The sequence below is a fragment of the Stutzerimonas kunmingensis genome (assembly GCF_900114065.1).
In the GTDB taxonomy this organism is placed as follows: Bacteria; Pseudomonadota; Gammaproteobacteria; order Pseudomonadales; family Pseudomonadaceae; genus Stutzerimonas; species Stutzerimonas kunmingensis.
On sequence record NZ_FORS01000001.1, the window covers coordinates 1 to 26,083 of the forward strand.

Below are 26,083 nucleotides of genomic sequence, written 5' to 3' on the forward strand. Positions count from 1 at the left end.
AGCGTGGCAAACCGCAGCAGGTACTGTTTCATTCCGATCAGGGCAGCCAATACGCTAGCCGCCTGTTTCGGCAACGGTTGTGGCGATATCGGATGGAACAGAGCATGAGCCGCCGGGGCAACTGCTGGGATAACTCGCCGATGGAGCGATTGTTCCGCAGTTTGAAATCGGAGTGGATTCCACCGACCGGTTACCTGACAGCTCAGGAGGCCCAACGGGACATCAGTCATTACCTGATGCACCGCTACAACTGGATCAGGCCGCATCAATTCAACGATGGGCTACCGCCTGCGGTGGCCGAAGAAAAACTTAACCCACTGTCCGGGATGGGTTGACCACTACACGGCGTGGTGCCGACCTTGCGTTCGAACAACAGATAGAGCGAGCGCAGGCTCATGTTGGCCAGCTCGGCCAGCTGTTCGACGGATATGTCCCGCTTAAGATGCTCATCTATATAGTCAGCAATCCGCCCGAAGGACGGGCAACTGTCACCAAACGGATCGCGGCGGATGTTGCTGGCCAAACTGCAAAGCAGCTTGCTGGCGATGATCCGGCTGTACTGTTCCTGAATCTGCGGAATGCTCTGCTCAGAGCCCGCCTCTTGGCAGATCAACCCAAGCAGGCTGCCAAACCCATCGAGTTCACTAAGCGCGTGACGGTTGCTGCCGAAGCGAATCCCCTCCGCCGGAGCCTGCCACTGGTTCTCGCTACAGGCCTTCTCCAAAAAGGAAGCCGGCAGTTTGACGATGAGCTTCTCACAGTCATCCGAATAGGTCAGGTCGACCGGATCGTCCGGATTGATCAGCAGCAGCTCGCCGGGGGTGAAATAGTGCTCCTGGCCCCGGCCGCGCCACAGGCAATGGCCGCGCTGCAGCAGCTGCAGGTGGTAGATGGTCTCGAGCGCCGGCGAAGTGACGTGAACGCTGCCGCCATAACGGATCTGGCAGAGGTCGAGTTTGCCGAACTTGCAGTGGCTCAGGCTCGCCTGCGGGCTGCCCGTGCGCGGCAGACGAATGCAGTGCGCCCCCACGTGCTGATTGACGTAGTCCGAAACGGCATGCGGATCGGCATGCTCGAAGATCCTGCTTTTTTCGTTCAGCAGTCGTTCCATCACCAGACACTCGCATTGTTCTTATAGTCGGCCGGTCCATCGTCAACGACGCCGGCGGCGATTCCTGCCACGCACATGCATGCTCAGGCTTGATCTGCGTCAAGACTATCGCTTCGTTCGAGCATAGGAGATTCGACCAACGAACGACACCCCGTCGTTCGGTGACCGCACGGTTTTTGGCTGGACCGCAAGACGGGCACCTGGAAAAGGCAGCCGCCACTGATCCGGACCGGACGAGAGGCTTGCAAGCCGGGCGCTGGCCCATGGGCAGCATCCTGTATAATGCCGCCCCCATTTACCGCTCGTGTGCGCCTGCACCGACTCTCCAAGTTATCCGGCCCGATAGTGCAAAGTCCTCGTTCGAATCAGTCTGTTGCAAGTAGAAAGTTCTCCGTCGCACCCATGATGGACTGGACGGACCGCCGCTTTCGCTACTTTGCCCGGCAGTTTTCGCAGCACACCCTGCTCTACACCGAGATGGTGACGACCGGCGCGCTGCTGCATGGCGACGCCTCGCGCTTCTTGGGCCACGACGAGTGTGAACACCCGCTGGCGCTGCAGCTCGGCGGCAGCGTGCCGAGCGATCTGGCAGCCTGCGCCAAGCTTGCCGAAGCCGCGGGTTATGACGAGGTTAACCTCAACGTCGGCTGCCCCAGCGATCGGGTGCAGAACAACATGATCGGCGCCTGCCTGATGGGCCACCCGTCACTGGTAGCCGATTGCGTAAAGGCAATGCGCGATGCAGTGGATATCGAGGTCACCGTCAAGCATCGCATCGGTATCAATGGACGCGACAGCTATGCCGAGCTGTGCGATTTCGTCGGTCAGGTTCGCGACGTCGGATGCCGCAGTTTCACCGTGCACGCGCGCATAGCAATCCTCGAAGGGCTGTCACCGAAGCAGAACCGTGAGGTGCCGCCATTGCGTTACGACATCGCCGCGCAGCTGAAAAAGGACTTCCCGGACCTCGAGATCATCCTGAACGGCGGCATCAAGACGCTGGACGAGTGTCGCGCGCACCTGCAAACCTTCGATGGCGTCATGCTAGGGCGCGAGGCCTACCACAACCCCTATCTGCTGGCCCGCGTCGACCGGGAGCTGTTCGGTAGCGAAGCGCCGGTGATCAGCCGGGCACAGGCACTACGCAATATGCGACCCTACATTGAGCGCCACTTGAGCGACGGTGGCGCGATGCATCACATCACCCGTCATGTGCTCGGTTTGGGCCAGGGCTTTCCCGGCGCGCGGCGCTTCCGCCAGCTGCTCTCGGTGGACATCCACAAGACGAGCAACCCCCTTGCGCTGCTCGATCAGGCGGTGGCGCTGCTCGAAGGGCACTGACGCTCCACGTTCAAGGAACGCAACCCCGGCATCTGAATCAAAGGCCAGGCGCATCCGGGTCCACCCGCTCGTTGAGCGGGCTGACTGGCTCGGGTAAGGTCATGCCACTCACAGGACGGAGCCCCTCTTACATGACTTCCAAGCTGGAACAACTCAAGCAGTTCACCACTGTCGTCGCCGATACAGGCGACATCGACGCCATTGCTCGCCTGAAACCGGTGGACGCCACCACCAATCCTTCACTGCTGCTCAAAGCAGCGGCTATGCCGCGTTATGCCGATGACCTGGCGAACGCGATGAAGCAGTGCCACGGCGATATCGGTCTGGCGTGCGACCTGTTCGCCGTCGCGGTAGGCAAGCAGATTCTGGAACTGATCCCCGGGCGCATCTCCACCGAGGTCGACGCGCGATTGTCTTTCGACACTCAAGCCATGGTCCAGCGCGGTGAGCGCCTGATCGGCCTTTACGAGCAGGCTGGCATCAGCCGCGAGCGCGTTCTGATCAAGATCGCTTCGACCTGGGAAGGCATCCGCGCAGCCGAACAGCTGGAGAAAGCCGGCATCCAGACCAACCTTACCCTGCTGTTCACCTTCACCCAGGCCGTGGCATGCGCCGAGGCCGGTGTGTTCCTGATTTCACCGTTCGTTGGCCGCATCTATGACTGGTACAAGAAGCACGAAGGTCGTGACTACCAAGGCGCGGAAGATCCGGGCGTGCAGTCGGTCAGCCGCATCTACGACTACTACAAGGCTCACGGATACAAGACGGTAGTGATGGGCGCGAGCTTCCGCAATGTCGGACAGATCGAGGCACTGGCCGGTTGCGACCGGTTGACCATCAGCCCGGAACTGCTCGGCGACCTGGCCGCAGCCAGCGGCGCGCTGGAACGCAAACTGCAGCCCGGCCGCGAGTCAGAAGCGCGTATCAGTCTGGATGAAAAGAGCTTCCGCTGGGGCCTGAACGAGGATGCGATGGCGACCGAAAAGCTTGCCGAAGGCATCCGTCAGTTCGCGCGGGACCAGGAGAAACTCGAAGCCCTGCTGGCCAAGCTGGCCTGATCAGGACCGCTCCAAGGCGGTGACGAGGTCATGGAAGGCCTCGCGGTTGGATTCATTGAGGCTCATCAGGATGCGGTGAGCCTCGAGCACCTTGGCCTTCACCACCTCTTCGGATTGATCCTGCGATGGCAGATCGGCCAGGCATTCCGGGCAAGGCAACGGTGTATCGACGATGTTGAACACCTGATCGAAGCCCATAGACTGCAACAGCCGGGTGATGTCCGGGTGGGTGGTGACCAGCGTCGGTAACATACCCACCTTCTGCCGCGACAGTATCGACAGCTTGGCCAACAGGCCCAAGGTGGTGCTGTCAATGCTTCGGCTTTCGGTCAGATCAATGACAATCGAAGAAAAATTGCGCGACGAGAAGATCTTCTCGATCGTTGCATCCAGCGCCGAACAGAGCGTCAAACGGATTTCACCTATGAACTTCAGAACAAAGGTGCCATCCATCTCGGCGAACTGGATTCTACCAGTACTCATGCAAGGTTCCTGCTCAACACCAGCAAGGCGATATCGTCGGGCATGTCAGCCAGCTCGGCCAACCCGAAGACTCGACGTAATCCATCCAGCGTGCCACCAGCATCGGTAATCAGACCGGGCAGCGCGGACTCTTTTTCTTTGAGTGTGTCGCCGGGCAAAAGGTCCAGAATGCCGTCGGAGAGCAAGGTCAAGCTGAACGTCTCGGGCAGCTTCAGCTCGAAATTCTGATAGGTCGCCTCGACGAACAACCCGACCGGCAACCCACGCCCTTCGAGATAGTGCGCGCCCTCTCCCGTGTACAGCACCGGCATAGGCAGATGACCGCCAATGCTGTAGTGCAGCACGTCATGCTCCTGATCGATAACGCCGCCCAGCATGGTCACGTGCTTGCCCAGCTTGCAATTGATCAGCCCGCGGTTGATGTGATCTAGCACTTCCGACGGTTTGAACTCGCGCAGCGTGCCGCTACGGCGCGACTCGTACAGCAGTCGGGTCGTCATGAACTTGAGCAGCACGGTCACGAACGCCGAGGAGGCACCATGGCCGGAAACATCGGCCAGGTAGAAACCGATGCGCCGCTCATCCACGCGGAAATAGTCGACGAAGTCACCGGACAGGTACAGCGAAGGGATGATCTGGTGGGCGAAATCGAAGCCATCGACGCTCCAGGGCGTCACCGGCAGCATGTTCATCTGCACTTGGCGACCGGCGTCCTGGTCTTCCTGCAGCAGGTGCAGGCTCGCTTGCAGATCACGATTGGCCGTCTCCAGCTGTTCACGATAGCGGCGATTTTCCAGCCGCAGACGAGAACGGTCCAACGCCCGGCGTACCGAGTGCTCGAGCATCGCCAGGTCTTCGAGTGGCTTGATCAGGTAGTCGGCAGCGCCCAAGCGCAGGGCCTCCACCGCGTCGCTCATCACGCCGGCACCGGAAACCACGATCACTGGGAGGTCGAGCTGGCGCTCACTGATCTGACGGATCAGCTCAAGGCCATCCATCTGCGGCATGCGCAGATCGCAGATCACCAGATCGGGCTGCTCCGACTCGAAGAGCTCCATGCCCTGCGGGCCATTGCCGGCCTGCAAGACACGAAAACCACTGTCATCCAGATAGGCAGCCAGACTGGCTCGAACCACATCGTCGTCATCTATGATCAGCAGCGTCGCGCTTGGTTTATGCATGTTCCTACCAGGCGGGGTCGCCAGGATGATTGGCGAAAACATTGGCCCCGCATGACGCCGGGCTTGGGTTCGTTTCAAGGCGCAGACGGTACTCCCATACGATCGGGGTTTCAAGCCGACCGGCTGGCGCCTTTACAGGTCGAATTGAGGGGAGCTATAAGAATGCCGCGAGCCATATATAAAAGGTTGAAACCATGAGCCAGAAAGACCGCGATTACAGTGAAAAACGCGATTTCATCCGAATGCAGATCGAAACCACCGTTGCGCTGGAACATGGCGATACAAAACTGAGCGGCACCTGTATCGACCTCTCCAGTACCGGCATGCAGGTTCTGGCCAGCGCCCAACTACGCATGGGCGACAAGGTCCGCGTACTCATTCCATCCGAGCACAGCGAACTGAAAGGGCTGGATGCTCAGACAGAAGTCGTACGCGTCAGCCAGCTCGACGATGGCCGGCAGAGCCTGGGTCTGGCAATCCTCTCGATGTCCTGACCCTGCTCCAGCGATGGCCGCAGCAAATGCGGCCAGGCTTCAGAAGTCGTCTTCGACTTCCCCGTCCTTGACCCGGAATTCGCGATTCTGAAGGTAGGCGTTGCGTACGAAGATGTAGCGATCACCCTGAATCATCTTCTCGGCTGACAGCAGTCCTGCGCGCGTATCGATCAGGTCCACACCCCGCGTCACGTTGCGGGTCGGCACATGATCCATGTGCGGATACGGTTCGAGGAAGGAATCCGGCACCCGGCCGACGGCATCACGCACCGTGCTTGGCCCAAGCAGCGGCAGCACGACATATGGCCCACTTCCCAGCCCCCAGGCACCCAGCGTCTGGCCGAAGTCCTCATCGTTCTTGTGCAGCCCCATACGGGTGGCAACGTCGAAGAAACCGAGCACGCCGAATGTGGTATTGAACAGGATGCGACTGGTGTCGATGCCGGCATCGCGGACCTTGCCCTGCAGCAGGTCGTTGGTCAGCACCACCACATCACCGAGATTACTGAACACATTGCCAATGCCGTCCTCGAGGAAGCTCGGCGTTACTTTCTGGTAGCCCTGTGCCAAGGGCTTGAGGGTGTAGGTGTCAACGGTGTCATTGAAACGAAACACCGCGCGGTTGACGCCTTCCCACGGATCTTCTTCGGCCGCTAACGCAGGCGCTGCGCCAAGCGTGGCGATCGTAGCGACGAAACTGGCCTTGAGCACGGCGATCCAGGCCGTAGCGATCTTGGGCATCACTTTTCTCTCCCTTAGGTATTTGGTGCATGCGGCGCACCGACGCAGACCGCGCAGTATAGAGTGAACATCCTGTTTTCGGCAGTCAGCCGGATGTTCGGCTTTCGTGGCACAGTCCGGAGCTTGCGCCAGCGCCGGTAAAGGCACAGACAAGGCCTGGCCGCTGGTTTAACCTTCAGCTATCGACGTTCATTACACGCCGCCCGTAAACCCATGAGAGGGAAGCAAAATGCCGGAACATGATCTGCAGTCGCAGCTCGAAGAACTGCGTTATCAACTGGCCCAGGACACGCCGCTGACCGATGAGGAGCGGGCTTCGCTGCAAGCGATCGCCCAGGACATCGAAGTTCGCCTGGCGACGCAGGGCAGCACCGACCACAACGACTCGCTGGTGGATGGCGTCAACCTGGCCGTCGAGCGCTTCGAGGTCAGCCACCCAAGCATGGCCATGACGCTGCGCAACATCATGCAGACCCTGGCCAACATGGGCATCTGAAGCAGGTCACGGGTCGCGCTGCGACCCTGACTCGCTGCGTTACTGGCGCACCAGACGGCGATTGTCCACGACCATCGCCTCGGTACTGCGGTACGGATTGATGTCCAGCCCGCCACGGCGCACGTAACGCGCGTAGACGGTCAGCTTCTCCGGCTGCAGCAAACGCTGCAGATCGAGAAAGATGCGCTCCACGCATTGCTCGTGAAAGTCGGCATGCTGACGGAAGCTCACCAGATAGGCCAACAGGCTCTCCGCCTGCAACGCCGCGCCGCGGTACTCGACGACTACGCTGCCCCAGTCCGGCTGACCGGTCACCGGACAGTTGGACTTGAGCAAGTGGCTGTGCAGCGACTCCTCGACCATATGCCCGGCATCACAGGCCAACAGTCCCGCTTGAGGATGGTCGTAATGCTCGATGGTCACGTCCAGATCGTCGACGCAGCGCCCCGGCAGCGTCGCAACACCCTCGGCCGCCACCTCATCCAGTGTGCGCAGGCGCACCTTCACCGGCTTGCCGGCTGCCGCGGAAAGATCGCTGCTCATCACCTCGGCCAGCGCTTCCCGCGACTCGAACACCGACTGGTTCAGCGAGTTCAGATAGAGCTTGAACGACTTGGATTCGATGATGCTCGGCGAGTCCGCCGGAATCTCGAATTCACCGATCGCCACCACCGGCTTGCCGGAAGGCAGCAACCATGACAGTTCGTAGCAATTCCAAAGATCCACGCCCTGGTAGGGCAGCGTCTCGGCGGTGAGACCAAGCTCGGCCCACTTCGGCGCGCGCGGAATCGGGAACAGCAGATGTGGGCTGTAGGTGGCGACGTAGTCACTGGACTTGCCCAGCGGGGAATGTTCGGCGGGATGCTGCATGGGAAATGGACCTGAACGAGAAACGCTGCGAAGTTTAGCGTTTCGCGGCGTTCTTTTCAGCGGCATCGACGTAGCCGCCGAACGGTCGGCGGTCTATTGGCGCATCCCGCGTCCACTCTTGAGCAGTCCGACGGAGACCAGATAGAGCGCCGCCACCGCCACCAGCATGAAGCTGATCGCTACACCGATGCGGATATCGGATACGCCGAGGATGCCGTAACGGAAAGCGTTGACCATGTGCAGCACCGGGTTGGCCAGCGACAGCGTCTGCCAGAACGGCGACAGCAGGTTGATTGAGTAGAACACCCCGCCCAGGTAGGTCAACGGCGTCAGCACGAAGGTCGGGATGATCGAGATATCATCGAAGTTGCGCGCGAACACCGCGTTGATGAAGCCCCCTAGGGCGAAGATACTCGCCGTCAGGGTGATCACCAGCACGGTCACGCCCAGGTGGTGCACCTGCAGATCGGTGAAGAACATCGACAGCAGCGTGACGATTACCGCAACCGCCAGCCCGCGGGTGATACCACCCAGGGCAAAACCAATGACGATCACATGCGGCGACACCGGCGAGACCAGCAGCTCCTCGATGGAGCGCTGGAACTTGGTGCTGAAGAAGCTCGACACCACGTTGCTGTAGGAGTTGGTGATCACCGACATCATGATCAGCCCCGGCACGATGTAGTCCATGTAGCTGAAGCCGTCCATGTCGCCGATCCGCGCGCCGATCAGGCTGCCGAAGATGACGAAGTACAGCACCATGGTGATCGCCGGGGGCAGCAGCGTCTGCGGCCAGATGCGTGTATAGCGACGGATCTCGCGCTGGACGATGGTCTGCAGCGCGACCAGGTTGGGACGCAGTTCGCCGCTCATGACTTCACCTTCAGGTTGTTCTCCACCAGCGACACGAACAGCTCCTCCAGTCGGTTGGTCTTGTTGCGCAGACTCAGCACCTCGATGCCCTGAGCGCTGAGTAGACGGAACAGTTCGGTCACGCCCTGACTCTTCTCCACCTGCACCTCGAGGGTGTGATGATCGATCAACTGCGCCGGATAGCTGTCCAGCTCCGGCGCGACCAGTTGCGACTCCTTGAGGTCCAGCAGAAAGGTTTCCACGTGCAGCTGCGAGAGCAGCTCGCGCATGCTGGTGTTCTTGACGATCTGGCCATGGTCGATGATGCCGATGTTGCGGCACAGCTGTTCGGCCTCCTCCAGATAGTGGGTGGTGAGGATGATGGTGATGCCTTCACGATTGAGCTCGGTGAGGAACGACCACATCGAGCGGCGTAGCTCGATATCCACACCCGCGGTGGGCTCGTCGAGAATCAACAGCCGCGGTTGATGGATCAGCGCCCGCGCGATCATCAGGCGGCGCTTCATGCCGCCGGAGAGCATCCGCGAGGAAACATCACGCTTGTCCCACAACCCCAGCTGGTTGAGATAGCGCTCCGCGCGCTCCTTGGCAATCTTTGCCGGGATGCCGTAGTAGCCGGCCTGGGTGACCAGGATGTCGAAGGCCTTCTCGAACTGGTTAAAGTTGAATTCCTGCGGCACCACGCCCAGGCAACGCTTGAGCCCGGACGGGTCGCGATCCAGGTCATGGCCGAACACATTGACCGTGCCGCCGCTCTTGTTCACCAGGGTGGAGAGGATGCCGATGGTGGTGGATTTGCCGGCGCCATTGGGCCCGAGCAAGGCGAAGAAGTCGCCTTCGGCCACGTCCAGGTCGATACCCTTGAGGGCCTGGAAGCCGTTGCCGTAGGTCTTGGTCAACTGCCGGATGGACAGAGCAGTACTCATAAGAAGGTGCACACAACGCGAAGGGAGTGAAGCTAGATAAGGGCGCAAGTGACCGATTGCAACCGCCCATTTCCGGAGCGAGCGCCTCAGTGCTACGTGTCGGACTGCTCCAATGGCACAACGATCAATGCAGCACGCTGTCCTTCGGCAACATCGGCCATGGGGAAAAGAATGCGCGCGTCCGGCTCATCGACCACCCAGCGCATGCCGTCGTCCTCGGCAAGCAGGCTGCCAAGCGGCAATGGCGCAAAGTTCTCGATGTCAGCGGGTAGACACAGCCGAAACCGCGAGCTGCGCTTGATGATCTCTCGAGAAATACTCAGCAGCTGCGGTTGCGCCTCTGCACCCGCAGGCAACTCGCGCCCCTCGATCATTGCGATCAGCCCCTGCTCGAACTGCAGCACTGCCGGCGGCAGTGCCTCGTCCTTGCCTTCGGCAAGCTCCAAGGTAAACGCCTCGGCGCCATGAAGCGTGGCGGTCATGGCACTGAAGGTAGAGCTGGGCTGGCGCTGCAACAGGACTCCGTCGATTGCCAGAGCATGCAGTCGGGCCAACGCATTGGGTTGTGCGCCCCCTCCCTCGCGCCAAGGGCAGATCGCAAACTGGGCGAGACGCGACGGGCGCATCGCTGAGTGCAGGTCATAGTGCCGGCGCTGGCGTCCGGACACGCTGAAGAAACCTCCGACCAATGCCTCAAGCTCTGACGCACGAATGGCTTCGCCGCCCCATACATCAGCATGGGCACCGAGAAAGAGACGGTTAAGGTCATGTTCGATGTACCGAACCATGCGACGCATCGCTGCAGGATTGGCGAACAGCAGCAACAGTCGCGCACGGGGCTGCACATCGCCCCGTGCGAGCGCACGGATCAGGCGATCCAGGACATGTATGGGGATGAGTTCATTGCCGTGTATGCCGGCCGACAGGACCAGATCGCCGCCTTGATCCTGGCCGCTCGGCGGCGATACCAGCAGCGCGCCCTCGGCCAGCCAGTGCAGCTTCACCCCGCGCGGGGTGAGCTGGACTTTCTCGCAGGGCTCGCGCCCGGCGAGGGTCAGTTCCAGCAGCTTGCCGATGGCGAGCATGCTGGTCTGCCGTCAGTGATTGCAGTCAGGGCCGTGGACGTGCTCGTCGTCATCGGCCTCGACCGGCTCCATTTCCAGCTGCAGGCTGACCAGGTTGGTCGCCAACGGGCGCAGCACCAGATTGGCGTACTCGGTGTCGCCGTTCTCGACGTCCACACCGATCATCAGCTGACCGTTGCCGACCTGCTGAATCCAGACCTCGCGGCCCTGCCAAATCACGGCAAAACGGGTGCAGGAAGTTTCCAGCTGGGTTCCGTCGACATCTTCCAGAACCAGTTGCAGGCTATCGCTCATTGAATTGCTCTCGCTAGTAGAACGCGCGACGCCCGCGGCGCCGCGCATGGGGAACGGTCAGGCCTGGGTCAGCGTCGCGACGGCGCGCTCGAGGCGATCCAGTCCTTCGTCGATATCAGCTTCGTCGATGACCAGGCTCGGCGCCAGGCGCACCACGTCGGGGCCGGCCTGCAGCACCATGAGAGCTTGCTTCTCCGCGGCCGCGCAGAAGGCACCGGCCTTACCCTTCCAGGCCTCGCTCAGCACACAGCCGATCAGCAGGCCACGGCCACGCACCAGGCTGAACACGCCATAGCGCTCACCGATCTGCATCAGGCGCGCCTTGAAACGCTCGTGTCGCGCCTTGACGCCTTCGAGCACCTCAGGCGTATTGACGATATCCAGCACCGTCTCGGCAACTGCGCAGGCCAGCGGATTGCCGCCATAAGTGGTGCCGTGGGTGCCGACGCTCAGGTGCGCGGCGATCTCGTTGGTGGTCAGCATCGCGCCGATCGGGAAGCCGCCGCCCAGGCTCTTGGCGTTGGTCAGGATGTCCGGCGTAACGCCGTAGTGCATGTAGGCGAACAGCTCGCCGGTACGGCCGAGGCCGGTCTGCACCTCATCGAAGATGAGCAGCGCGTTGTGCTCGTTGCACAGCTGGCGCGCGCCTTCCAGATAGGCCTGATCGCCCGGCAGGATGCCGCTTTCGCCCTGGATCGGCTCCAGCACTACCGCGCAGGTCTTGTCGGAGATCGCCGCTTTCAGGGCGTCGAGATCGTTGAAGGGTACATGGGTAATCCCTTCGATCTTCGGCCCGAAACCGTCGGAATACTTCGACTGCCCACCTACCGTGACGGTGAACAGGGTGCGGCCGTGGAAGCTGTTGAGCGCCGAGATAATCTCGAATTTCTGCGGCCCGTAGACGTCATGGGCATAACGACGGGCCAGCTTGAACGCCGCCTCGTTGGCTTCCGCGCCGGAATTGCAGAAGAACGCGCGGTCGGCGAAGGTCGCTGCCGTCAGCTTCTTCGCCAGGCGCAGCGCCGGCTCGTTGGTATAGATGTTGGAAATGTGCCAGAGCTTGCCAGCCTGCTCGGTCAGCGCCGCGACCATCGCCGGATGCGCATGGCCCAGTGCGTTGACCGCGATGCCGCCAGCGAAGTCCACCAGTTCTCGCCCGCTCTGATCCCATACTCGCGAACCCAGGCCACGTACCGGTACGAAGGCTGCTGGGGCGAAGGTGGGAACAATGACCTGGTCGAAATCGGCGCGTTCTACCGGGGTGTGCGGGGCGGACATCGGGGCTCTCCTGCAAGGCGACACGGAATGAGAAATGAAAACGCCCCGCCATCGGCGGGGCGTCACTCGCGCAGTGTAAACGCAGGGCTGGCCCTCGTGCGCACTCGAGAAGAAATTCTCTTGCGCTCCGCGCGCTCTTTCAGCCGAAGTGCTGCTGGTCCAGCGCGATCGCTTGGTCCAGGGTTTCCAGCAGCGCCTTGCGCACTTTGAGCTTGGTGTTCTTGTGCGCCACCATGTTGATCTTCTTCAGCTGCTCGGCCGCGGCTTTGGCGACTGCCAGCAGCTCACCGGTCGGCACCACCTTGTCGAGAAAACCGGCATCCACCGCGCCAATCGGATCGAACATCTCGCCGTTGATCACCGAGCGATGGAAGGCTGACTTGCGCAAACGGTCACGCGCCAACTCGATGCCTGCATGGTGCATGGTCATGCCGATCTGCACCTCATTGAGGCCTATATGGAATGGCCCTTCGACACCAATGCGGTAATCGGCGGACAACAGCAGGAAGGCGCCTTTGGCGATCGCATGCCCTGGGCACGCCACGATGATCGGGAACGGGTGTGCCAGCATCCGGCGGGAGAAGGTTGAACCGGTAGCGACCAGCGTCATGGCGTTCTGCGGACTCGACGTCATGACCTTCAGATCGTAGCCGCCGGACAGGATGCCTGGCTGCCCGGTGAGAATCACGACGGCACGGTCCTGCTCGGCGCGATCCAGCGCGGCGTTGAGCGCCTCGAACACGGCAGGCGAAAGGGCGTTGACCTTGCCATTGCACAGCGTCAGCGTGGCAACGCCGTCTTCGAATTGGTAGGAGACCAGCTCACTCATGACGAGATTCCTTGTTTTTAAAGTGGGCAGACGTTACCCAGCGCTCAGGCTCAGGTAAAGCGCGATGACCGACCGGCCGGTCACGCCAGAGGCGTCAAAGCCGCACCGAAACGTATCTGTACAGAAGGATCAGCTTGATTCGAAGTCGGCCAGTGTCTCGGGGTGCAGGATGGCCTGTAGCTCGGGGTCGGCGAGATGAAGCCCGAAAGAGCCATCCGGCAGACCGACGGATATCCGGTAAGGCGCACCCTCCTCGTCCACGGTGATCTGCGCCAGATCCAGATAACGCGGCGTGCAGCGTTGCTTGGCGGCATCGCGCAACACCACGACACGGGGGCGGAGTTGGTATTGCCGATGTTTTTCCACTACCACGGCGACCTCGCCGGTGTGCAACTCGACGAGCGTACCCACCGGGAAGGCTCCCAGCCAGCGGATGAATTCGCTCACCAGGTCCTCGTCGAACTGCCTGCCGCTGGCGCTGCGCAGGATCTCGAAGGCCGATTGCACCGGTCGCGCGCAATCGTAGGCCCGGTGGCTGGTAATGGCGTCGAAAGCGTCGACAATGGTGATGATGCGCGTCATGTAGGAAATCTGCGCCGGCCCCGAACCCAGCGGATATCCAGTGCCATCGAGTCGCTCGTGATGGCCATACGCGGCGTGCAGTGCAGCTTCCGGAATACCGGGTTGCGCTCGCAGCGCTTCCAGGCCGAAGACCGGATGCCGCTTGATCACCTCGAACTCCTGCGCGGTGAGCTTTCCGGGCTTGTTGAGAATCTCCGGATCAATGCGCATCTTGCCGACGTCATGCAGCAACCCCGCCATGCCCAGCAGCTGGAGTTTGTCGTCCTGCAGGCCGAGATGATTGCCAAAGCCCATCGCCATGATCGACACCGACAAGCAGTGCAGGCTGGTGTAGAGATCCTTGTTCTTCAGCCGGACCAGCCAGAGCATGGCGCTTTCATTGCGCAGCATGCTGGCCAGGTTGCGCTTGACGGCGCCATGGCATGCGCGGGTGTCGATCACTCGTCCATGCTGCACGTCGGCCAGTACCTGTTCGATCAGGCGGGAGCCATCCAGATAGGCTGCGCGGGCCTCTTCCACCTCGGTCGAAAGCGCGTGATGCGGTCGCTCTATCGGCTTGCGAACACGCGGCCCGACGACCGGAACCGGCGTATCGTGCTGCAAGCGAACTCTGCGCGTATCGTCGACATAGACATACTCGCAACAGTTGCGTAGCGCGCGTATCTCGGCGGGCTTCAGCAGCGGAAAACCCTGGAACGCAAAGTTCGTTTCATTCCACGGCCGATCCAGCTCGCAGACGTACATACCCAATTCCAGACGGGCGACAGCAACCCGACGCCGGGTCGGCACCAGCAAGGTATCGATATGCTTACCTGACTTGCTTGTCAGTTTCATGGAACAGGTGAGCTCCGCTCGGCTTCTTATTCAAAAGAACCCAGGCATCGGCCAAGGCTGCAATCAGGAGTCTAGCGGAACGTGCAGCCTGTCACCAGAGCGAGACGAATTTGTTAAGCGCATGAATAAGCTAAAAAAGTTTTTGCCAAAGGCACAGGGTTCGATTACATTAGCGCGCCTCGACGGACATGAACCTCCGTCGATCCGGTGAGGTGTCCGAGCGGTTGAAGGAGCACGCCTGGAAAGTGTGTATACGAGAAATCGTATCAAGGGTTCGAATCCCTTCCTCACCGCCATATTCGATTCAAGCAAAACCCCTGACTTCCCCGAAGTCAGGGGTTTTTGCGTTCTAGAGCCCCAATCCGAGGGCACCGTACGTCCGTCAGCGATTGTCGAGCCGTCTGGCCTGCTGCAGATTGCTCGCAGTCCTTTTTCATGCCGCAATCACTTCCATGGCCGATCCCTACCACCTGCAGCGCTTCGTCGACGCTCAACAACTCCAGTATCAGCAGGCGCTGGCAGAACTGCGCAGCGGGCGCAAACGTACGCACTGGATGTGGTTCATCTTTCCGCAGCTGCAGGGGCTTGGCCGCAGCGCCATGGCACAGCGCTACGCGATTTCGGGCCGAGCCGAGGCTGAAGCCTATCTGCAGCACCCGCTGCTGGGACCACGTCTGCTGGCCTGCACCGAGGCGATGCTAGGGCATCACCGCAACAGCGCACAGCAGATTCTGGGAAGCCCAGACGACCTGAAGTTTCACTCCTGCATGACCCTCTTCGCCCATGTAGCGCCAGACTCCGCCCGGTTCGAGCAGGCGCTGCAAGCCTTCTTTGACGGTCAGCCCGATCCGGCCACCCTGAGACTTCTGAGCAGCGGCGACACCAGCTGAACGCCGGCCGACTCAACGCTGGCCGGCGGCGCCACCCGTTGTGCCGCCGCTGGCCGCACCGCCGCTGCTGGCTCCGCCTGCACCGTTACCGCCACCTGTTCCGATTCCACCCGGCGGTGTGACGCCGCCCTGATTGGCGTTTCCATTGGCACCACCCGGAGCGGTCTGCGGCTGGGTGGTGCCCGGCGCAGGATTCGCGCCCACGCCACCGTTCGGCTGGCGGACATTGTTCTGCGGACTCGGCAAACCGGTCCCGGTCGGCGGGTTCGTGGCACCCGGAACGTTGGGTCGGGGGTTGTACGCATCACTCTGCACGCCCCCTCGGTTGACACCAGGCGCCTGCTCCCGAGTGGTGCCCGGCTCACGGATACGGTTGATATCGCGACCGATCTGCTGGCGATTTTCTTCCAAATCGGCACCCATCTGGTCACGCTCCTGCTGCAGTGTCATGCCCTCCTGCTGCGCCAATGCAGCGCTGGAAATGGCGGTGAGTAACAGTACTAGCGGTAACTTCGGCTTGTTCATTGTCTGTCCTCCGATGCGGTGTAAAACGGAAGACAACCAAAAGAAGCGACCAGCTCCATCTCTAGAGCGTTCGCTGGTGCGGAAATTGCTTTCTCTTGAGTCTGGGCGAATGTCCAGCACGTCTCGTTTACCGGCGTCGGATTCTGGAAACCGCGGTCACGTACCGTCTCCGCCCTTCGGCAAGGCGATAATCGCTACACACAAGAATAAAAGGCCATGTCATGCTCAAGCAGAAGAAATTTCGGCAGGCGACACTGATCGTCATTGCCACGGCAGTGATTCTCATCCTGCCCAACCTGACCCGTATATTCAGCTGAGCGCGCCACCGGCGCGCTGCGAGGAGTTCCCATGCGCGCCCCGATTCTTTCCCTACTGCTGGCTCTGAGCCTGCACGCATCGGCTGGCGAGATCGATCAGCCCACCGCCCTGCAGATGCTGCAGCGAGCCGACACCGTACTGATCGATGTAAGGACTGCTGACGAGTTCGCCGAAGGAGCGCTACCCGGCGCGGTTCGCATCGAGACTCCGGATATCGCCGAGCGGATCGGAATGCTGGCCCCGGAAAAGGACACCCCGGTCGTGCTCTACTGCCGCAGCGGCCGACGCGCCTCCGAAGCGCAGGACGTGCTCGAGAAGCTCGGCTACACACAGGTCATTAACGCCGGCGGCTACGACGAGCTCGCCACTTCCTTACCGAGCGACTGATAGCACCAACGCAACCACCGAGCCCGCTAGCACCACCCATCCGACCGCCGACATAGGGAACTTATGAGCAGCGAGGACCACTGAAAAACGTGGCCTTCGCTGCATCATGCGCACCCTTATCGGAGGATATGAATGAACTGGGACGCCCTGCTCAACGAGACACTCTGGATCAACCTGGCTATCGTGCTGGGGATCACCATCGTCAGCTACCTGGTCCTGCGCACCATCCTCGGGATCGTCACCAGGCGCCTCAACAAACTCGCAACCGGGTCCAAGACCAAGTTCCTCGGCATCGCCGCCGAACTGCTTTCACGCACCAGCAATCTGCTGATCCTGGCGTTCTCGCTACTGATCGCACTGAAGACGGTTGAACTGTCGCCTCGCTGGGAATCGACAATGTCCCACGGCTGGTTCATCGCCCTCGCGTTCCAGTTCGCGCTGTGGATGGACACCGGCGTGCGCCTGTGGATGGAGAGCCTGACCCGCGACGGCAAGGCCCGCAATCCGGTCACCACCACCATCATCGGCATCATGATCCGCATCGTGGTCTGGACCATGATGCTGCTATCGATCCTCGCCAACCTGGGTGTCGACATCACCGCCATGGTCGCCAGCCTCGGCGTTGGCGGTATCGCAATCGCCCTGGCAGTACAGACGCTGCTCAGCGACATCTTCGCCTCGCTGTCCATCGGCGTGGACAAGCCGTTCGAGATCGATGACTTCGTGGTATTCGGCGAGGTGGCCGGCAACATCGAGCACATCGGCCTGAAAACCACGCGCATTCGCGCCCTCAGCGGCGAACAGGTGGTCGTATCCAACGCCGACCTGTTGCGGCAGATCGTGCACAACTACAAGCGCATGAACACACGGCGGATCGTCTTCAAGTTCGGCATCACCTACGACACGCCAACCGAAAAGGTGAAAGAGGTGACGGCACTGGTGAAGCGCATCATCGAAGGCATCGAAGTGGCGAAGTTCGACCGCGCGCATTTCCTCGGCTTCGACGACAGCCAGCTGACCTTCGAGGTCGTCTACATCATGCAGGTCTCGGACTACAACAAGTACATGGACACTCAGCAGGAGATCAACCTCGCCCTGCTGCAGGGCATTCGCGACATGGACGTGCAGTTCGCCTTCCCCACCCGCAGCATCGAATTCATCGGTGGGCGATTGCCGGAAATCAATGTTGCCGGCGTGCCGCAGGAAAAGACGGCAGCCAACCAGAACGCCGACGATGCCGACACGCAAATGCTCGGCACCCGGCCGAGCTGAACCATCCCCCGTCGCCGCCCGTTGGCCGGCGGCGACACCTCGTCCCTTCGCTGCAGCGGCGCAAGCGCCTATGCTGAAGACGGAAGCTGTTCGAACCTGAAAGGATAAGACTCATGACGCTGCTCTGGTTGCTGGTTCTACTGCTCGGCATTGCCGTAATCGCCCACCTGCGCCTGTCGCCGGTGCCGGCACTGGTGATCGTCGCCACCTACCTGGTCTTCATGACCGCTGCCGACACCTCCGGGGTGGTGGTATTCCTGCTCTGGCTCGCCTTGATCGCCATTGCGGTGCCCCTATTGATCGCAGACGTGCGCCGCAAGTACTTCAGCGGGCCGATGTTCGACTGGTTCAAGAAGGTGCTACCGCCGATTTCCGCCACCGAGCGCGACGCCATCGACGCCGGCACCGTCTGGTGGGACGGCGAACTCTTTAGCGGCCGCCCGGCGTGGGACACCCTGCTCGGCTATCCGAAGGCGCGCCTCACGGATGAAGAACAGGCCTTTCTCGACGGCCCTACCGAAACCCTCTGCGCCCTGGTCAGCGAATGGGATATCGCCCAGCGCATGGACCTGCCGCCCGCCGCCTGGGACTACATCAAGGCCGAAGGCTTCTTCGCCCTGATCATCCCCAAGGAATACGGCGGCAAGGGCTTCTCCGCCTACGCCCACTCGCAGATCGTGATGAAACTCGCCACCCGCAGCGGTGACCTGGCCAGCACCGTGATGGTGCCCAACTCTCTCGGTCCGGCCGAGCTGCTGATGCACTACGGCACCGATGAGCAGCGCAACCACTACCTGCCGCGCCTGGCCAATGGCACCGACATTCCCTGCTTTGCCCTGACCGGCCCATATGCCGGCTCCGACGCCGGCGCTATGAACGACAGCGGCGTGATCTGCCGCGGCCAGTGGCAGGGCGAAGAGGTGCTCGGTCTGCGGCTGAACTGGGAGAAGCGCTACATCACCCTCGGCCCGGTGGCGACCCTGCTCGGCGTGGCCTTCAAGACCTACGATCCGGATCACTTGCTGGGCGATGAGGAAGAACTCGGCATCAGCCTGGCGCTGATCCCCACCGACACTCCCGGCGTGGACATCGGCCGTCGCCACCTGCCGCTGGGTGCGGCCTTCATGAACGGGCCGAACTGGGGCAAGGATGTCTTCGTGCCGCTGGATGCGATCATCGGCGGCCGCGACATGATCGGCAAAGGCTGGATGATGCTGATGAACTGCCTGTCGGTCGGCCGCTCGATCTCCCTGCCGGCGACCGGCACCAGCGCCGCCAAGGTCTGCAGCTATGTGAGCGGTCGCTATGCGCAGGTCCGCGAGCAGTTCAACATGCCGCTCGCCGCCTTCGAAGGTATTCAGGAGCCGCTGGCGCGCATTGGCGGCAACGCCTGGCTGATGGATGCCGCGCGTATTCTCACCGCCAACGCCGTCGACCTGGGCGAAAAGCCCTCGGTGCTCTCGGCGATTCTGAAGTACCACCTCACTGAACGCGGCCGTGCCTGCATCACCGACGCCATGGATATCCACGGCGGCAAGGGCATCATCCTCGGCCCGAACAATTACCTCGGACGCCTGTGGCTGTCGGCGCCGATCTCCATCACCGTGGAAGGTGCCAACATCCTCTCGCGCAACCTGATGATCTTCGGCCAGGGCGCAATCCGCTGCCATCCATTCGTGCTGCGCGAAATGGAGCTGGTCCACGAGCCGGATCGTGAAGCCGCTGTTGTGAAATTCGATGACCTGTTGATGCAACACATCGGCTTCGCCGTCAGCAACACGGCCAGCACCCTGCTGCTGGGTCTGAGCTTCGGTCTGATGGGGCGTGTGCCGGGGACGAGCGTCACGCAACCCTACTTCCGCGCGCTCAATCGCATCGCCGCGGCATTCGCGATGCTGGCCGATCTGTCGATGATGCTGCTCGGTGGCGAGCTCAAGCGTCGCGAGCGGCTTTCCGCGCGTCTGGGCGACGTGCTCAGCCATCTCTACCTCGCCTCCGCAGCACTCAAGCAGTTCCATGACCTCGGCCATCCGACTGAACAGGAGCCGCTGCTGCGCTGGGCGCTGGAGGACTGCCTGGAGAAGGCCGAATCCGCCCTGCAGGACGTGCTGGCCAACTTCCCCAACCGCATTCTCGGGCACCTGCTGCATGCTCTGGTGTTCCCCTTCGGTGCGCGTCACAAGGGGCCGTCCGACGTCCTAGACGCCGAGGTCGCCGCCCTCCTCGGCCGCCCGGAAAGCGATCCGGCTTTGGAGCGCATCCTCGATGGCATGTACCGCCCGCAGAATCCCGAGCAGCCGCTCGGCGCGCTGAAGCACGCCTTCGAGATCCTCGCCACCAGCCAGGACGCAGCGAAGAAGCTGGCCAAGGCGCTCAAGTCAGGCGCGGTTATGCCGGCCGCTGGCGAAAATTCGATCGATGCCGCGCTGGCTGCCGGCGTCATAGATGCCGTGGAGGCCGAGCAGCTGCAGATGGCAGAACTCGCACGGCGCAAAGTCATCGACGTGGACGACTTCGCCAAGGAGAACCTGCAGTTGCAGGAAGGACGAATCCGCTGATTTCCGACCAGCCCTGCAGCCCGTTCATTGAACGGGCCTGCCACTGCCATAGCCTGGCGAGCGAACTCCAAACGCCTCGTCGGGCTCCAACCCTGCAAGCCCATCGAACTGCCAGTCGTCATGGATCTTGTCGTTGCTCGTCCCGAAGGCCTCTACTGCCCACCCGGTGATTTCTACATCGATCCCTGGCGTCCGGTCGATCGCGCCGTCATCACCCACGCCCATGGCGACCACGCGCGCTGGGGCATGGGCCATTACCTGGCTTCAAGCGACAGCGAAGGCATTCTGCGTTCACGCATCGCCGCAGATATGCCGCTGCAAACGCTGGCCTATGGGGAATCCATCGAACATCACGGCGTAAAGCTCAGCTTCCACCCGGCCGGCCATGTGCTCGGCTCGGCTCAGGTGCGACTGGAATACAAGGGTGAAGTCTGGGTGGCCTCAGGCGACTACAAGGTCGAGCCGGACGGCACCTGCGCCCCGTTCGAGCCGGTGCGCTGCCACACCTTCATTACCGAATCGACCTTCGGTTTGCCGATCTACAAATGGCCGTCCCAGGCCGAGGTATTCCGCGACATCAATGACTGGTGGCGCGCCAACGCCGCAGCCGGGCGCGCCTCGGTGCTGTTCTGCTACGCCTTCGGCAAGGCGCAGCGCATCCTTCACGGATTGGATGAAAGCATCGGCACCATCGTCGTCCATGGCACGGTGGAGCCACTGAACAAGGTCTATCGCGAAGGCAGCGTCTATCTTCCACCGACCGTTTATGCCGGCGACCTGAAAAAGGGCGACCCGCGCCTGAAGCACGCCATCATCCTCGCCCCGCCGTCAGCTGGCGGCAGCACCTGGATGCGTCGTTTCGGCGACTACGCCGATGCTTTCGCCAGCGGCTGGATGATGCTGCGCGGCACCCGCCGTCGACGCGGGGTCGACCGTGGGTTCGTGCTCTCCGATCACGCCGACTGGCCGGGCCTACTCTGGGCCATCGAGCAGACAGGCGCCGAGCGGGTAATGGTGACTCACGGCTCCGTTCCGATCCTGGTCCGTTACCTGCGTGAGATGCGCGGGCTCGATGCGCAGGCATTCGAGACCGAGTATGGCGAGGAAGACGACGCGAACACCCAGGAGGCCGAATGACTCGGCGGATCACCACCCCGCCTTGTAGGAGCGAGCTTGCGCGCAAACCGGCCGCACCACACCGGTACGGAGGCGCCGCATGAAAGCCTTCGCCACTCTCTATAGCCGGCTCGACGCGACCACCTCGAGCAACGCCAAGCTCGCGGCAATGCGCGACTATTTCCGCGAGGCCGATCCGGCCGACGCCGCCTGGGCGGTCTACTTCCTTTCCGGCGGTCGACCTCGCCAACTTGTGCCGACCAAGGTATTGCGCGAAACCGCCATGCAGGCCTCGGCCTTGCCGGAATGGCTGTTCGAAGAAAGTTATCAGGCCGTCGGTGACATGGCCGAAACCATCTCGCTGCTGATGCCCGAGGCCAAGCACAGCTCCGACGATGGCCTCGCCGTATGGATGCAGGACAAGCTATTGCCCTTGCGCGGTCTGCCACCAGAGGAGCTGGCCGAGCGCTTGCCGGCACTATGGGCGCAGCTGGACCGGCTCAGCCTGATGGTCTGCATCAAACTGATCACCGGCGCCTTTCGTGTGGGCGTCTCGAAATTGCTGGTCACCCGTGCGCTGGCCTCGCTGGTCGATCTCGATCCGAAACGGGTCGCGCAGCGGCTGGTTGGCTATACCGACCTTTCGCACCGTCCCAGCGCCGAAGGCTACCTCGCGCTGATTGCCGACGAGTCCGAACACGAACATGCGCAGCGCGGCGGCCAGCCCTACCCCTTCTTTCTCGCCCATCCGCTGCAGGCCCCGGTCGAGGAGTTCGACACCCTGCTCAGCGCGCCGGAGATCTGGTTCGTCGAATGGAAGTGGGACGGCATCCGCGCCCAGCTGGTCAAGCGCGACGGGCAGATCTGGGTCTGGTCGCGTGGCGAAGAGCTGGTCAGCGAGCGCTTCCCGGAACTCTGCGAGCTGGCCAGCGAACTGCCGGATGGCACGGTGATCGACGGCGAGATCCTGGTCTGGAAGCACGCGCCGGGCGACCCAGCAACCGAACTCTTCGAGCAGCCGGACCGCGGTGATACCGACACAACCGAACGCTTCGGCGTACAACCCTTCGCCCTGTTGCAACAGCGCATCGGCCGCAAGAACCTGACCGCCAAGGTACTGCAGGATGCGCCGGTGGCGGTGCTCGCCTACGACCTGCTGGAATGGCAGGGCGACGACTGGCGGCAGCGCGAGCACCGCGAACGCCGCCAGCAGCTCGAGGCGGTCGTAGGCCAATGCCCCAGCCCGCAGCTGATGCTTTCGCCGCTGGTGAGTGGAACGGATTGGCAGGACCTGGCCCGCCAGCGCGAATCCTCCCGCTCGTTGGGCGTGGAAGGCATGATGATCAAGGCGCGCGCCGCCCAGTACGGCGTCGGTCGGACCAAGGACGTCGGCGTCTGGTGGAAATGGAAGATCGACCCCTACTCCGTCGATGCCGTGCTGATCTATGCCCAGCGCGGTCATGGCCGCCGCGCCAGCCTCTACACCGACTACACCTTTGCCGTCTGGGACGGTGAACCGGGCGACCCCGAGCGCAAACTGGTTCCCTTCGCCAAGGCCTACTCTGGGCTGACCGACGAAGAAATGCGCAAGGTCGACGCCATCGTGCGCAAGACCACCGTGGAGAAATTCGGCCCCGTTCGCAGCGTGACGCCGACGCTGGTGTTCGAGCTGGGCTTCGAAGGTATCGCCGCCAGCAGCCGGCACAAAAGCGGCATCGCCGTGCGCTTCCCCCGCATGCTGCGCTGGCGCCTCGATAAGCCGGTGGAGGAAGCCGATACGCTGGAGACGCTGAAGGAATTGCTGGGATGAAACCAAGGCACCCGGCACCCGCTCAGCCCTCACCCCACCCCTCTCCCAGAGGGAGAGGGAGCAAGACTGGAGCAGTGCCAGACGAAGATGCCGAGCAGCCACACGATCACTCCCCTCTCCTTCCGGGAGAGGGGGTGAAGGACGGGGCCGAGAGCCTCGCTGCAGGCTGGTTTTCCAGCCGTGCCTGGCAACCCTTCCCGTTCCAGCAGGAGGTGTGGCAAGCGATAGGCCATGACGAATCGGGGCTGCTACACGCCACCACCGGCTCCGGCAAGACCTACGCCGTCTGGCTCGGAGCCCTGGATCGCTTTGCGACCAAGGCACCCTCTTCCACCGCGACGGACAAGGCAGCGCCTTTGACGGTGCTCTGGATCACCCCGATGCGCGCATTGGCGGCCGATACCGCGCGTGCTCTGCAAGCACCGTTAGAAGACCTCGAGATCAACTGGAGCATCGGCCTGCGTACCGGCGACACCAGCAGTTCAGAACGCGCGCGCCAGGGAAGACGGCTACCCAGCGCGCTGGTGACCACGCCGGAAAGTCTGACCCTGCTGCTGACCCGCGCCGACGCACGCCAGGCCTTCGCCGGACTGCGCATGCTGGTGGTGGACGAGTGGCATGAGCTGCTGGGCAACAAGCGCGGCGTGCAGTTGCAACTGGCGTTGGCGCGGCTTCGTCAGTGGATGCCGGAGCTCATCGTGTGGGGGCTGTCGGCGACCCTCGGCAACCAGCCCCATGCGCTGGAGGTGCTGTTGCATCCGGGGCGCGGCAAGCTGGTGCAAGGTCGGGTCGACAAGGATCTGCGTGTCGATACCTTGCTGCCGCCGAGCATTGAACGCTTCCCCTGGGCCGGCCATCTCGGGCTGCGCATGCTGCCGCAGGTGGTCGAGCAGATCGACTCGGCGGCCACAACGCTGGTCTTTACCAATACCCGCTCCCAGTCGGAGATCTGGTACCAGGCGATCCTCGGCGCGCGGCCGGACTGGGCCGGGCTGATCGCGTTGCACCACGGCTCGCTCGCTCGCGAGGTACGCGACTGGGTGGAGCTGGGCCTCAAACAAGGTGCGCTGAAAGCGGTGGTCTGCACCTCGAGCCTGGATCTCGGTGTCGATTTTTTACCCGTCGAGCGGGTCCTGCAAATCGGCTCGCCCAAGGGCGTGGCTCGGCTGATGCAGCGGGCCGGTCGCTCCGGGCATGCGCCGGGTCGGACTTCCCGCGTCACGCTGGTGCCTACACACAGCGTCGAAGTCGTGGAAGCAGCGGCTGCCCAGATCGCGATCGCCGAACGCCGCATCGAAGCCCGCCGCGCGCCCCATCGACCACTAGACGTACTGGTACAGCACCTGGTGAGCATGGCGCTGGGCGGTGGGTTTCGTCCGGAAGAATTGTTCGATGAGGTTAGGCAGGCTTGGTCGTACCGCGATCTCACTGACGATCACTGGCAATGGGCCCTGGCCTTCGTACGGCACGGCGGACATTCCCTGACCGCCTACCCGGATTACCAGCGTGTCGAGCCGGACGACACCGGGCTGTGGAAAGTACCTAGCCGCCGTGTGGCGCTGTGCCATCGCATGAGCATTGGCACCATCGTCAGCGATGCCAGCCTGACGGTGAAATTCTGGGCCAAGGGCGGCAGTGGCCGTTCGCTGGGCACCATCGAGGAAGGCTTCATTGCGCGCCTGCGCCCGGGCGACAACTTCCTCTTCGGCGGCCGTTTGCTGGAGCTGGTACGGGTCGAGAACATGACCGCCTACGTCAGCCGCGCCACGGGAAAGAAGGCCGCCGTGCCCCGCTGGAACGGCGGCCGCATGCCGCTATCGAGCGAACTGGCCGATGCGGTTGTGGAACAACTCGGTGCCGCCTCGCGTGGCCGTTTCGAAAGTGACGAGATGCGCCTGATCGAGCCCCTGCTCCGTGTACAGATGGACTGGTCCGCGCTGCCCACGGAAACCACGTTGTTGGCCGAGGTGATGAAGTCCCGCGAGGGCTGGCACCTGTTCCTCTACCCTTTCGCCGGCCGCCACGTACATCTGGGCCTCGCAAGCCTGCTGGCCTGGCGCATGGGCCAGCAGCAGCCGCTGACCTTTTCGATTGCGGTCAACGACTACGGTTTCGAACTGCTTTCTGCGACCGAGGTGGACTGGCTGAAATGGCTGACGCCCGAACTGTTCAGCCAGAAAAATCTGCTGCAGGACGTGCTCGCCAGTCTCAACGCCGGCGAACTGGCACGCCGGCGCTTCCGGGAGATCGCGCGCATCGCGGGGCTGGTTTTCTCCGGATATCCCGGCGCGCAGAAGAGCGCGCGCCAGCTGCAGGCATCCAGCGGCCTGTTCTTCGACGTGTTCCGCCAATACGACCCGGCCAACCTACTACTGACCCAGGCCGAGGAAGAAGTGCTGCGGCAGGAGCTGGAGGTCGAGCGGCTGGAGCAGACCATGAACCGGCTGCAAGGGCGCCAACTGGACATCCATCAGGTCAGACGCACCACGCCGCTTGCATTTCCTTTGATGGTCGAACGCTTTCGCGAAAGCATGAGTTCGGAAAAACTGGCCGACCGGATCCGCCGCATGGTCGCCGAGCTGGACAAGGCGGCTGGTCCCGGCGGCTATCAGCCTGAGGCGAATGCCAGCATCATGGTCGAACGTGAAACCGCGCCCAAGCGCAAACCGCGGCAGACCAAGGACGGCACGCCACGCCTTAGGAAGCCGAAACGCGCCCCATGACGCTAGCC

At 62.3% G+C, this 26,083-nt stretch carries 24 protein-coding genes, 1 tRNA gene and 1 pseudogene; 13 read left to right on the top strand and 13 right to left on the bottom strand.

Annotation, left to right across the window (positions count from 1 at the left end; all coding sequences use genetic code 11):
- A partial coding sequence (locus BM275_RS00005; protein WP_139229561.1) for an integrase core domain-containing protein occupies positions 1 to 335 on the top strand: 335 nt, incomplete at its 5' end.
- A gap of 2 nt (positions 336 to 337) precedes the next feature.
- On the opposite strand, the pseudogene BM275_RS00010 reads toward BM275_RS00005, so the two are convergent.
- Positions 338 to 1,111 (bottom strand): annotated as a pseudogene (locus BM275_RS00010) (cupin domain-containing protein); the annotation flags it as partial.
- 282 nt (positions 1,112 to 1,393) lie between these two features.
- On the opposite strand from BM275_RS00010, the gene dusA reads away from it, so the two are divergent.
- Complete coding sequence (gene dusA, locus BM275_RS00015) at positions 1,394 to 2,452, top strand: tRNA dihydrouridine(20/20a) synthase DusA (RefSeq protein ID WP_090518894.1); 1,059 nt, start codon at positions 1,394 to 1,396, stop codon at positions 2,450 to 2,452.
- Between the two features lie 131 nt (positions 2,453 to 2,583).
- Positions 2,584 to 3,510, top strand: a complete 927-nt coding sequence (tal, locus tag BM275_RS00020; protein WP_090518895.1) for a transaldolase — start codon at positions 2,584 to 2,586, stop codon at positions 3,508 to 3,510.
- Here the strand turns inward: tal and rssC are convergent, their stop codons facing one another.
- A complete protein-coding gene (gene rssC, locus BM275_RS00025) occupies positions 3,511 to 3,993 on the bottom strand; it encodes an anti-sigma factor antagonist RssC (protein ID WP_003301853.1) in 483 nt (160 codons plus the stop codon). It abuts the gene before it with no gap.
- On the bottom strand, positions 3,990 to 5,174 hold the full coding sequence (rssB, locus tag BM275_RS00030; RefSeq protein WP_090518896.1) for a two-component system response regulator RssB: 1,185 nt from the start codon (positions 5,172 to 5,174) through the stop codon (positions 3,990 to 3,992). Before rssB ends, rssC begins: the two co-directional genes overlap by 4 nt.
- 194 nt (positions 5,175 to 5,368) lie before the next feature.
- Here rssB and BM275_RS00035 point away from each other — a divergent pair, with 194 nt between their 5' ends.
- Positions 5,369 to 5,668 carry a PilZ domain-containing protein gene (locus tag BM275_RS00035; RefSeq protein WP_014820049.1) on the top strand — a complete coding sequence of 100 codons (300 nt, stop codon included), beginning with the start codon at positions 5,369 to 5,371 and terminating at the stop codon, positions 5,666 to 5,668.
- Positions 5,669 to 5,707: 39 nt separating this feature from the next.
- Here BM275_RS00035 and BM275_RS00040 read toward each other — a convergent pair whose 3' ends face one another.
- Positions 5,708 to 6,409, bottom strand: a complete 702-nt coding sequence (locus BM275_RS00040; protein WP_023447141.1) for an MlaA family lipoprotein — start codon at positions 6,407 to 6,409, stop codon at positions 5,708 to 5,710.
- Between the two features lie 229 nt (positions 6,410 to 6,638).
- Between BM275_RS00040 and BM275_RS00045 the strand changes: the two genes are divergently transcribed.
- Positions 6,639 to 6,905, top strand: coding sequence for a DUF4404 family protein (locus BM275_RS00045; RefSeq protein WP_011912816.1), 267 nt, complete (start codon positions 6,639 to 6,641; stop codon positions 6,903 to 6,905).
- Between the two features lie 39 nt (positions 6,906 to 6,944).
- Here BM275_RS00045 and queF read toward each other — a convergent pair whose 3' ends face one another.
- The 8 genes from queF to BM275_RS00085 all read right to left on the bottom strand — a co-directional run bounded on the left by queF (position 6,945) and on the right by BM275_RS00085 (position 14,476).
- Positions 6,945 to 7,775 (bottom strand): NADPH-dependent 7-cyano-7-deazaguanine reductase QueF, encoded by an 831-nt coding sequence (gene queF / locus BM275_RS00050; protein ID WP_090518897.1) that lies wholly within the window; start codon positions 7,773 to 7,775, stop codon positions 6,945 to 6,947.
- Between the two features lie 93 nt (positions 7,776 to 7,868).
- Positions 7,869 to 8,648 (bottom strand): ABC transporter permease, encoded by a 780-nt coding sequence (locus BM275_RS00055; protein ID WP_014820047.1) that lies wholly within the window; start codon positions 8,646 to 8,648, stop codon positions 7,869 to 7,871.
- Positions 8,645 to 9,574: an ABC transporter ATP-binding protein gene (locus BM275_RS00060; RefSeq protein WP_090518898.1), complete on the bottom strand. Its 930-nt coding sequence runs from the start codon at positions 9,572 to 9,574 to the stop codon at positions 8,645 to 8,647. Before BM275_RS00060 ends, BM275_RS00055 begins: the two co-directional genes overlap by 4 nt.
- Positions 9,575 to 9,666: 92 nt before the next feature.
- Entirely contained in the window at positions 9,667 to 10,659 is a 993-nt protein-coding gene (locus BM275_RS00065; protein ID WP_090518899.1) for a succinylglutamate desuccinylase, read from the bottom strand.
- 12 nt (positions 10,660 to 10,671) lie between these two features.
- Positions 10,672 to 10,953, bottom strand: coding sequence for a topoisomerase II (locus BM275_RS00070; RefSeq protein ID WP_090518900.1), 282 nt, complete (start codon positions 10,951 to 10,953; stop codon positions 10,672 to 10,674).
- A gap of 57 nt (positions 10,954 to 11,010) precedes the next feature.
- Positions 11,011 to 12,231 carry an aspartate aminotransferase family protein gene (locus tag BM275_RS00075; protein WP_014820044.1) on the bottom strand — a complete coding sequence of 407 codons (1,221 nt, stop codon included), beginning with the start codon at positions 12,229 to 12,231 and terminating at the stop codon, positions 11,011 to 11,013.
- Between the two features lie 139 nt (positions 12,232 to 12,370).
- On the bottom strand, positions 12,371 to 13,060 hold the full coding sequence (locus BM275_RS00080; protein WP_090518901.1) for a crotonase/enoyl-CoA hydratase family protein: 690 nt from the start codon (positions 13,058 to 13,060) through the stop codon (positions 12,371 to 12,373).
- A gap of 129 nt (positions 13,061 to 13,189) precedes the next feature.
- Positions 13,190 to 14,476: an HD-GYP domain-containing protein gene (locus BM275_RS00085; protein ID WP_046621120.1), complete on the bottom strand. Its 1,287-nt coding sequence runs from the start codon at positions 14,474 to 14,476 to the stop codon at positions 13,190 to 13,192.
- 206 nt (positions 14,477 to 14,682) lie between these two features.
- Here BM275_RS00085 and BM275_RS00090 point away from each other — a divergent pair.
- Both BM275_RS00090 and BM275_RS00095 read left to right on the top strand, forming a co-directional pair.
- Positions 14,683 to 14,772 (top strand) — tRNA-Ser (locus BM275_RS00090).
- A gap of 156 nt (positions 14,773 to 14,928) precedes the next feature.
- The gene (locus BM275_RS00095) at positions 14,929 to 15,366 is read left to right on the top strand and encodes a DUF1810 domain-containing protein (RefSeq protein ID WP_090518902.1); all 438 of its coding nucleotides are present in this window, start codon (positions 14,929 to 14,931) and stop codon (positions 15,364 to 15,366) included.
- A gap of 12 nt (positions 15,367 to 15,378) precedes the next feature.
- On the opposite strand, the gene BM275_RS00100 is transcribed toward BM275_RS00095, so the two are convergent.
- Complete coding sequence (locus BM275_RS00100) at positions 15,379 to 15,891, bottom strand: hypothetical protein (RefSeq protein ID WP_090518903.1); 513 nt, start codon at positions 15,889 to 15,891, stop codon at positions 15,379 to 15,381.
- A 348-nt stretch (positions 15,892 to 16,239) separates the two neighbouring features.
- Between BM275_RS00100 and BM275_RS00105 the strand changes: the two genes are divergently transcribed.
- From BM275_RS00105 to BM275_RS00130, 6 genes are all read left to right on the top strand, one after another.
- Positions 16,240 to 16,596 (top strand): rhodanese-like domain-containing protein, encoded by a 357-nt coding sequence (locus tag BM275_RS00105; protein ID WP_014820040.1) that lies wholly within the window; start codon positions 16,240 to 16,242, stop codon positions 16,594 to 16,596.
- A 132-nt stretch (positions 16,597 to 16,728) separates the two neighbouring features.
- Positions 16,729 to 17,868 (top strand): mechanosensitive ion channel family protein, encoded by a 1,140-nt coding sequence (locus tag BM275_RS00110; RefSeq protein WP_090518904.1) that lies wholly within the window; start codon positions 16,729 to 16,731, stop codon positions 17,866 to 17,868.
- Positions 17,869 to 17,981: 113 nt separating this feature from the next.
- Entirely contained in the window at positions 17,982 to 20,426 is a 2,445-nt protein-coding gene (locus BM275_RS00115; protein ID WP_090518905.1) for an acyl-CoA dehydrogenase, read from the top strand.
- 120 nt (positions 20,427 to 20,546) lie between these two features.
- On the top strand, positions 20,547 to 21,563 hold the full coding sequence (locus BM275_RS00120; RefSeq protein ID WP_090518906.1) for a ligase-associated DNA damage response exonuclease: 1,017 nt from the start codon (positions 20,547 to 20,549) through the stop codon (positions 21,561 to 21,563).
- A gap of 79 nt (positions 21,564 to 21,642) precedes the next feature.
- The gene (locus tag BM275_RS00125; RefSeq protein WP_090518907.1) at positions 21,643 to 23,352 is read left to right on the top strand and encodes an ATP-dependent DNA ligase; all 1,710 of its coding nucleotides are present in this window, start codon (positions 21,643 to 21,645) and stop codon (positions 23,350 to 23,352) included.
- A gap of 134 nt (positions 23,353 to 23,486) precedes the next feature.
- On the top strand, positions 23,487 to 26,075 hold the full coding sequence (locus BM275_RS00130) for a ligase-associated DNA damage response DEXH box helicase (RefSeq protein WP_208607432.1): 2,589 nt from the start codon (positions 23,487 to 23,489) through the stop codon (positions 26,073 to 26,075).
- The last annotated feature ends 8 nt before the right edge of the window (positions 26,076 to 26,083 follow it).

Bases quoted from the DNA above. Each gene is read 5' to 3' on its own strand.
- dusA (WP_090518894.1), top strand. From the start codon at position 1,394: ATGCCGCCCCCATTTACCGCTCGTGTGCGCCTGCACCGACTCTCCAAG.
- tal (WP_090518895.1), top strand. From the start codon at position 2,584: ATGACTTCCAAGCTGGAACAACTCAAGCAGTTCACCACTGTCGTCGCC.
- rssC (WP_003301853.1), bottom strand. From the start codon at position 3,993: ATGAGTACTGGTAGAATCCAGTTCGCCGAGATGGATGGCACCTTTGTT.
- rssB (WP_090518896.1), bottom strand. From the start codon at position 5,174: ATGCATAAACCAAGCGCGACGCTGCTGATCATAGATGACGACGATGTG.
- BM275_RS00035 (WP_014820049.1), top strand. From the start codon at position 5,369: ATGAGCCAGAAAGACCGCGATTACAGTGAAAAACGCGATTTCATCCGA.
- BM275_RS00040 (WP_023447141.1), bottom strand. From the start codon at position 6,409: ATGCCCAAGATCGCTACGGCCTGGATCGCCGTGCTCAAGGCCAGTTTC.
- BM275_RS00045 (WP_011912816.1), top strand. From the start codon at position 6,639: ATGCCGGAACATGATCTGCAGTCGCAGCTCGAAGAACTGCGTTATCAA.
- queF (WP_090518897.1), bottom strand. From the start codon at position 7,775: ATGCAGCATCCCGCCGAACATTCCCCGCTGGGCAAGTCCAGTGACTAC.
- BM275_RS00055 (WP_014820047.1), bottom strand. From the start codon at position 8,648: ATGAGCGGCGAACTGCGTCCCAACCTGGTCGCGCTGCAGACCATCGTC.
- BM275_RS00060 (WP_090518898.1), bottom strand. From the start codon at position 9,574: ATGAGTACTGCTCTGTCCATCCGGCAGTTGACCAAGACCTACGGCAAC.
- BM275_RS00065 (WP_090518899.1), bottom strand. From the start codon at position 10,659: ATGCTCGCCATCGGCAAGCTGCTGGAACTGACCCTCGCCGGGCGCGAG.
- BM275_RS00070 (WP_090518900.1), bottom strand. From the start codon at position 10,953: ATGAGCGATAGCCTGCAACTGGTTCTGGAAGATGTCGACGGAACCCAG.
- BM275_RS00075 (WP_014820044.1), bottom strand. From the start codon at position 12,231: ATGTCCGCCCCGCACACCCCGGTAGAACGCGCCGATTTCGACCAGGTC.
- BM275_RS00080 (WP_090518901.1), bottom strand. From the start codon at position 13,060: ATGAGTGAGCTGGTCTCCTACCAATTCGAAGACGGCGTTGCCACGCTG.
- BM275_RS00085 (WP_046621120.1), bottom strand. From the start codon at position 14,476: ATGAAACTGACAAGCAAGTCAGGTAAGCATATCGATACCTTGCTGGTG.
- BM275_RS00095 (WP_090518902.1), top strand. From the start codon at position 14,929: ATGGCCGATCCCTACCACCTGCAGCGCTTCGTCGACGCTCAACAACTC.
- BM275_RS00100 (WP_090518903.1), bottom strand. From the start codon at position 15,891: ATGAACAAGCCGAAGTTACCGCTAGTACTGTTACTCACCGCCATTTCC.
- BM275_RS00105 (WP_014820040.1), top strand. From the start codon at position 16,240: ATGCGCGCCCCGATTCTTTCCCTACTGCTGGCTCTGAGCCTGCACGCA.
- BM275_RS00110 (WP_090518904.1), top strand. From the start codon at position 16,729: ATGAACTGGGACGCCCTGCTCAACGAGACACTCTGGATCAACCTGGCT.
- BM275_RS00115 (WP_090518905.1), top strand. From the start codon at position 17,982: ATGACGCTGCTCTGGTTGCTGGTTCTACTGCTCGGCATTGCCGTAATC.
- BM275_RS00120 (WP_090518906.1), top strand. From the start codon at position 20,547: ATGGATCTTGTCGTTGCTCGTCCCGAAGGCCTCTACTGCCCACCCGGT.
- BM275_RS00125 (WP_090518907.1), top strand. From the start codon at position 21,643: ATGAAAGCCTTCGCCACTCTCTATAGCCGGCTCGACGCGACCACCTCG.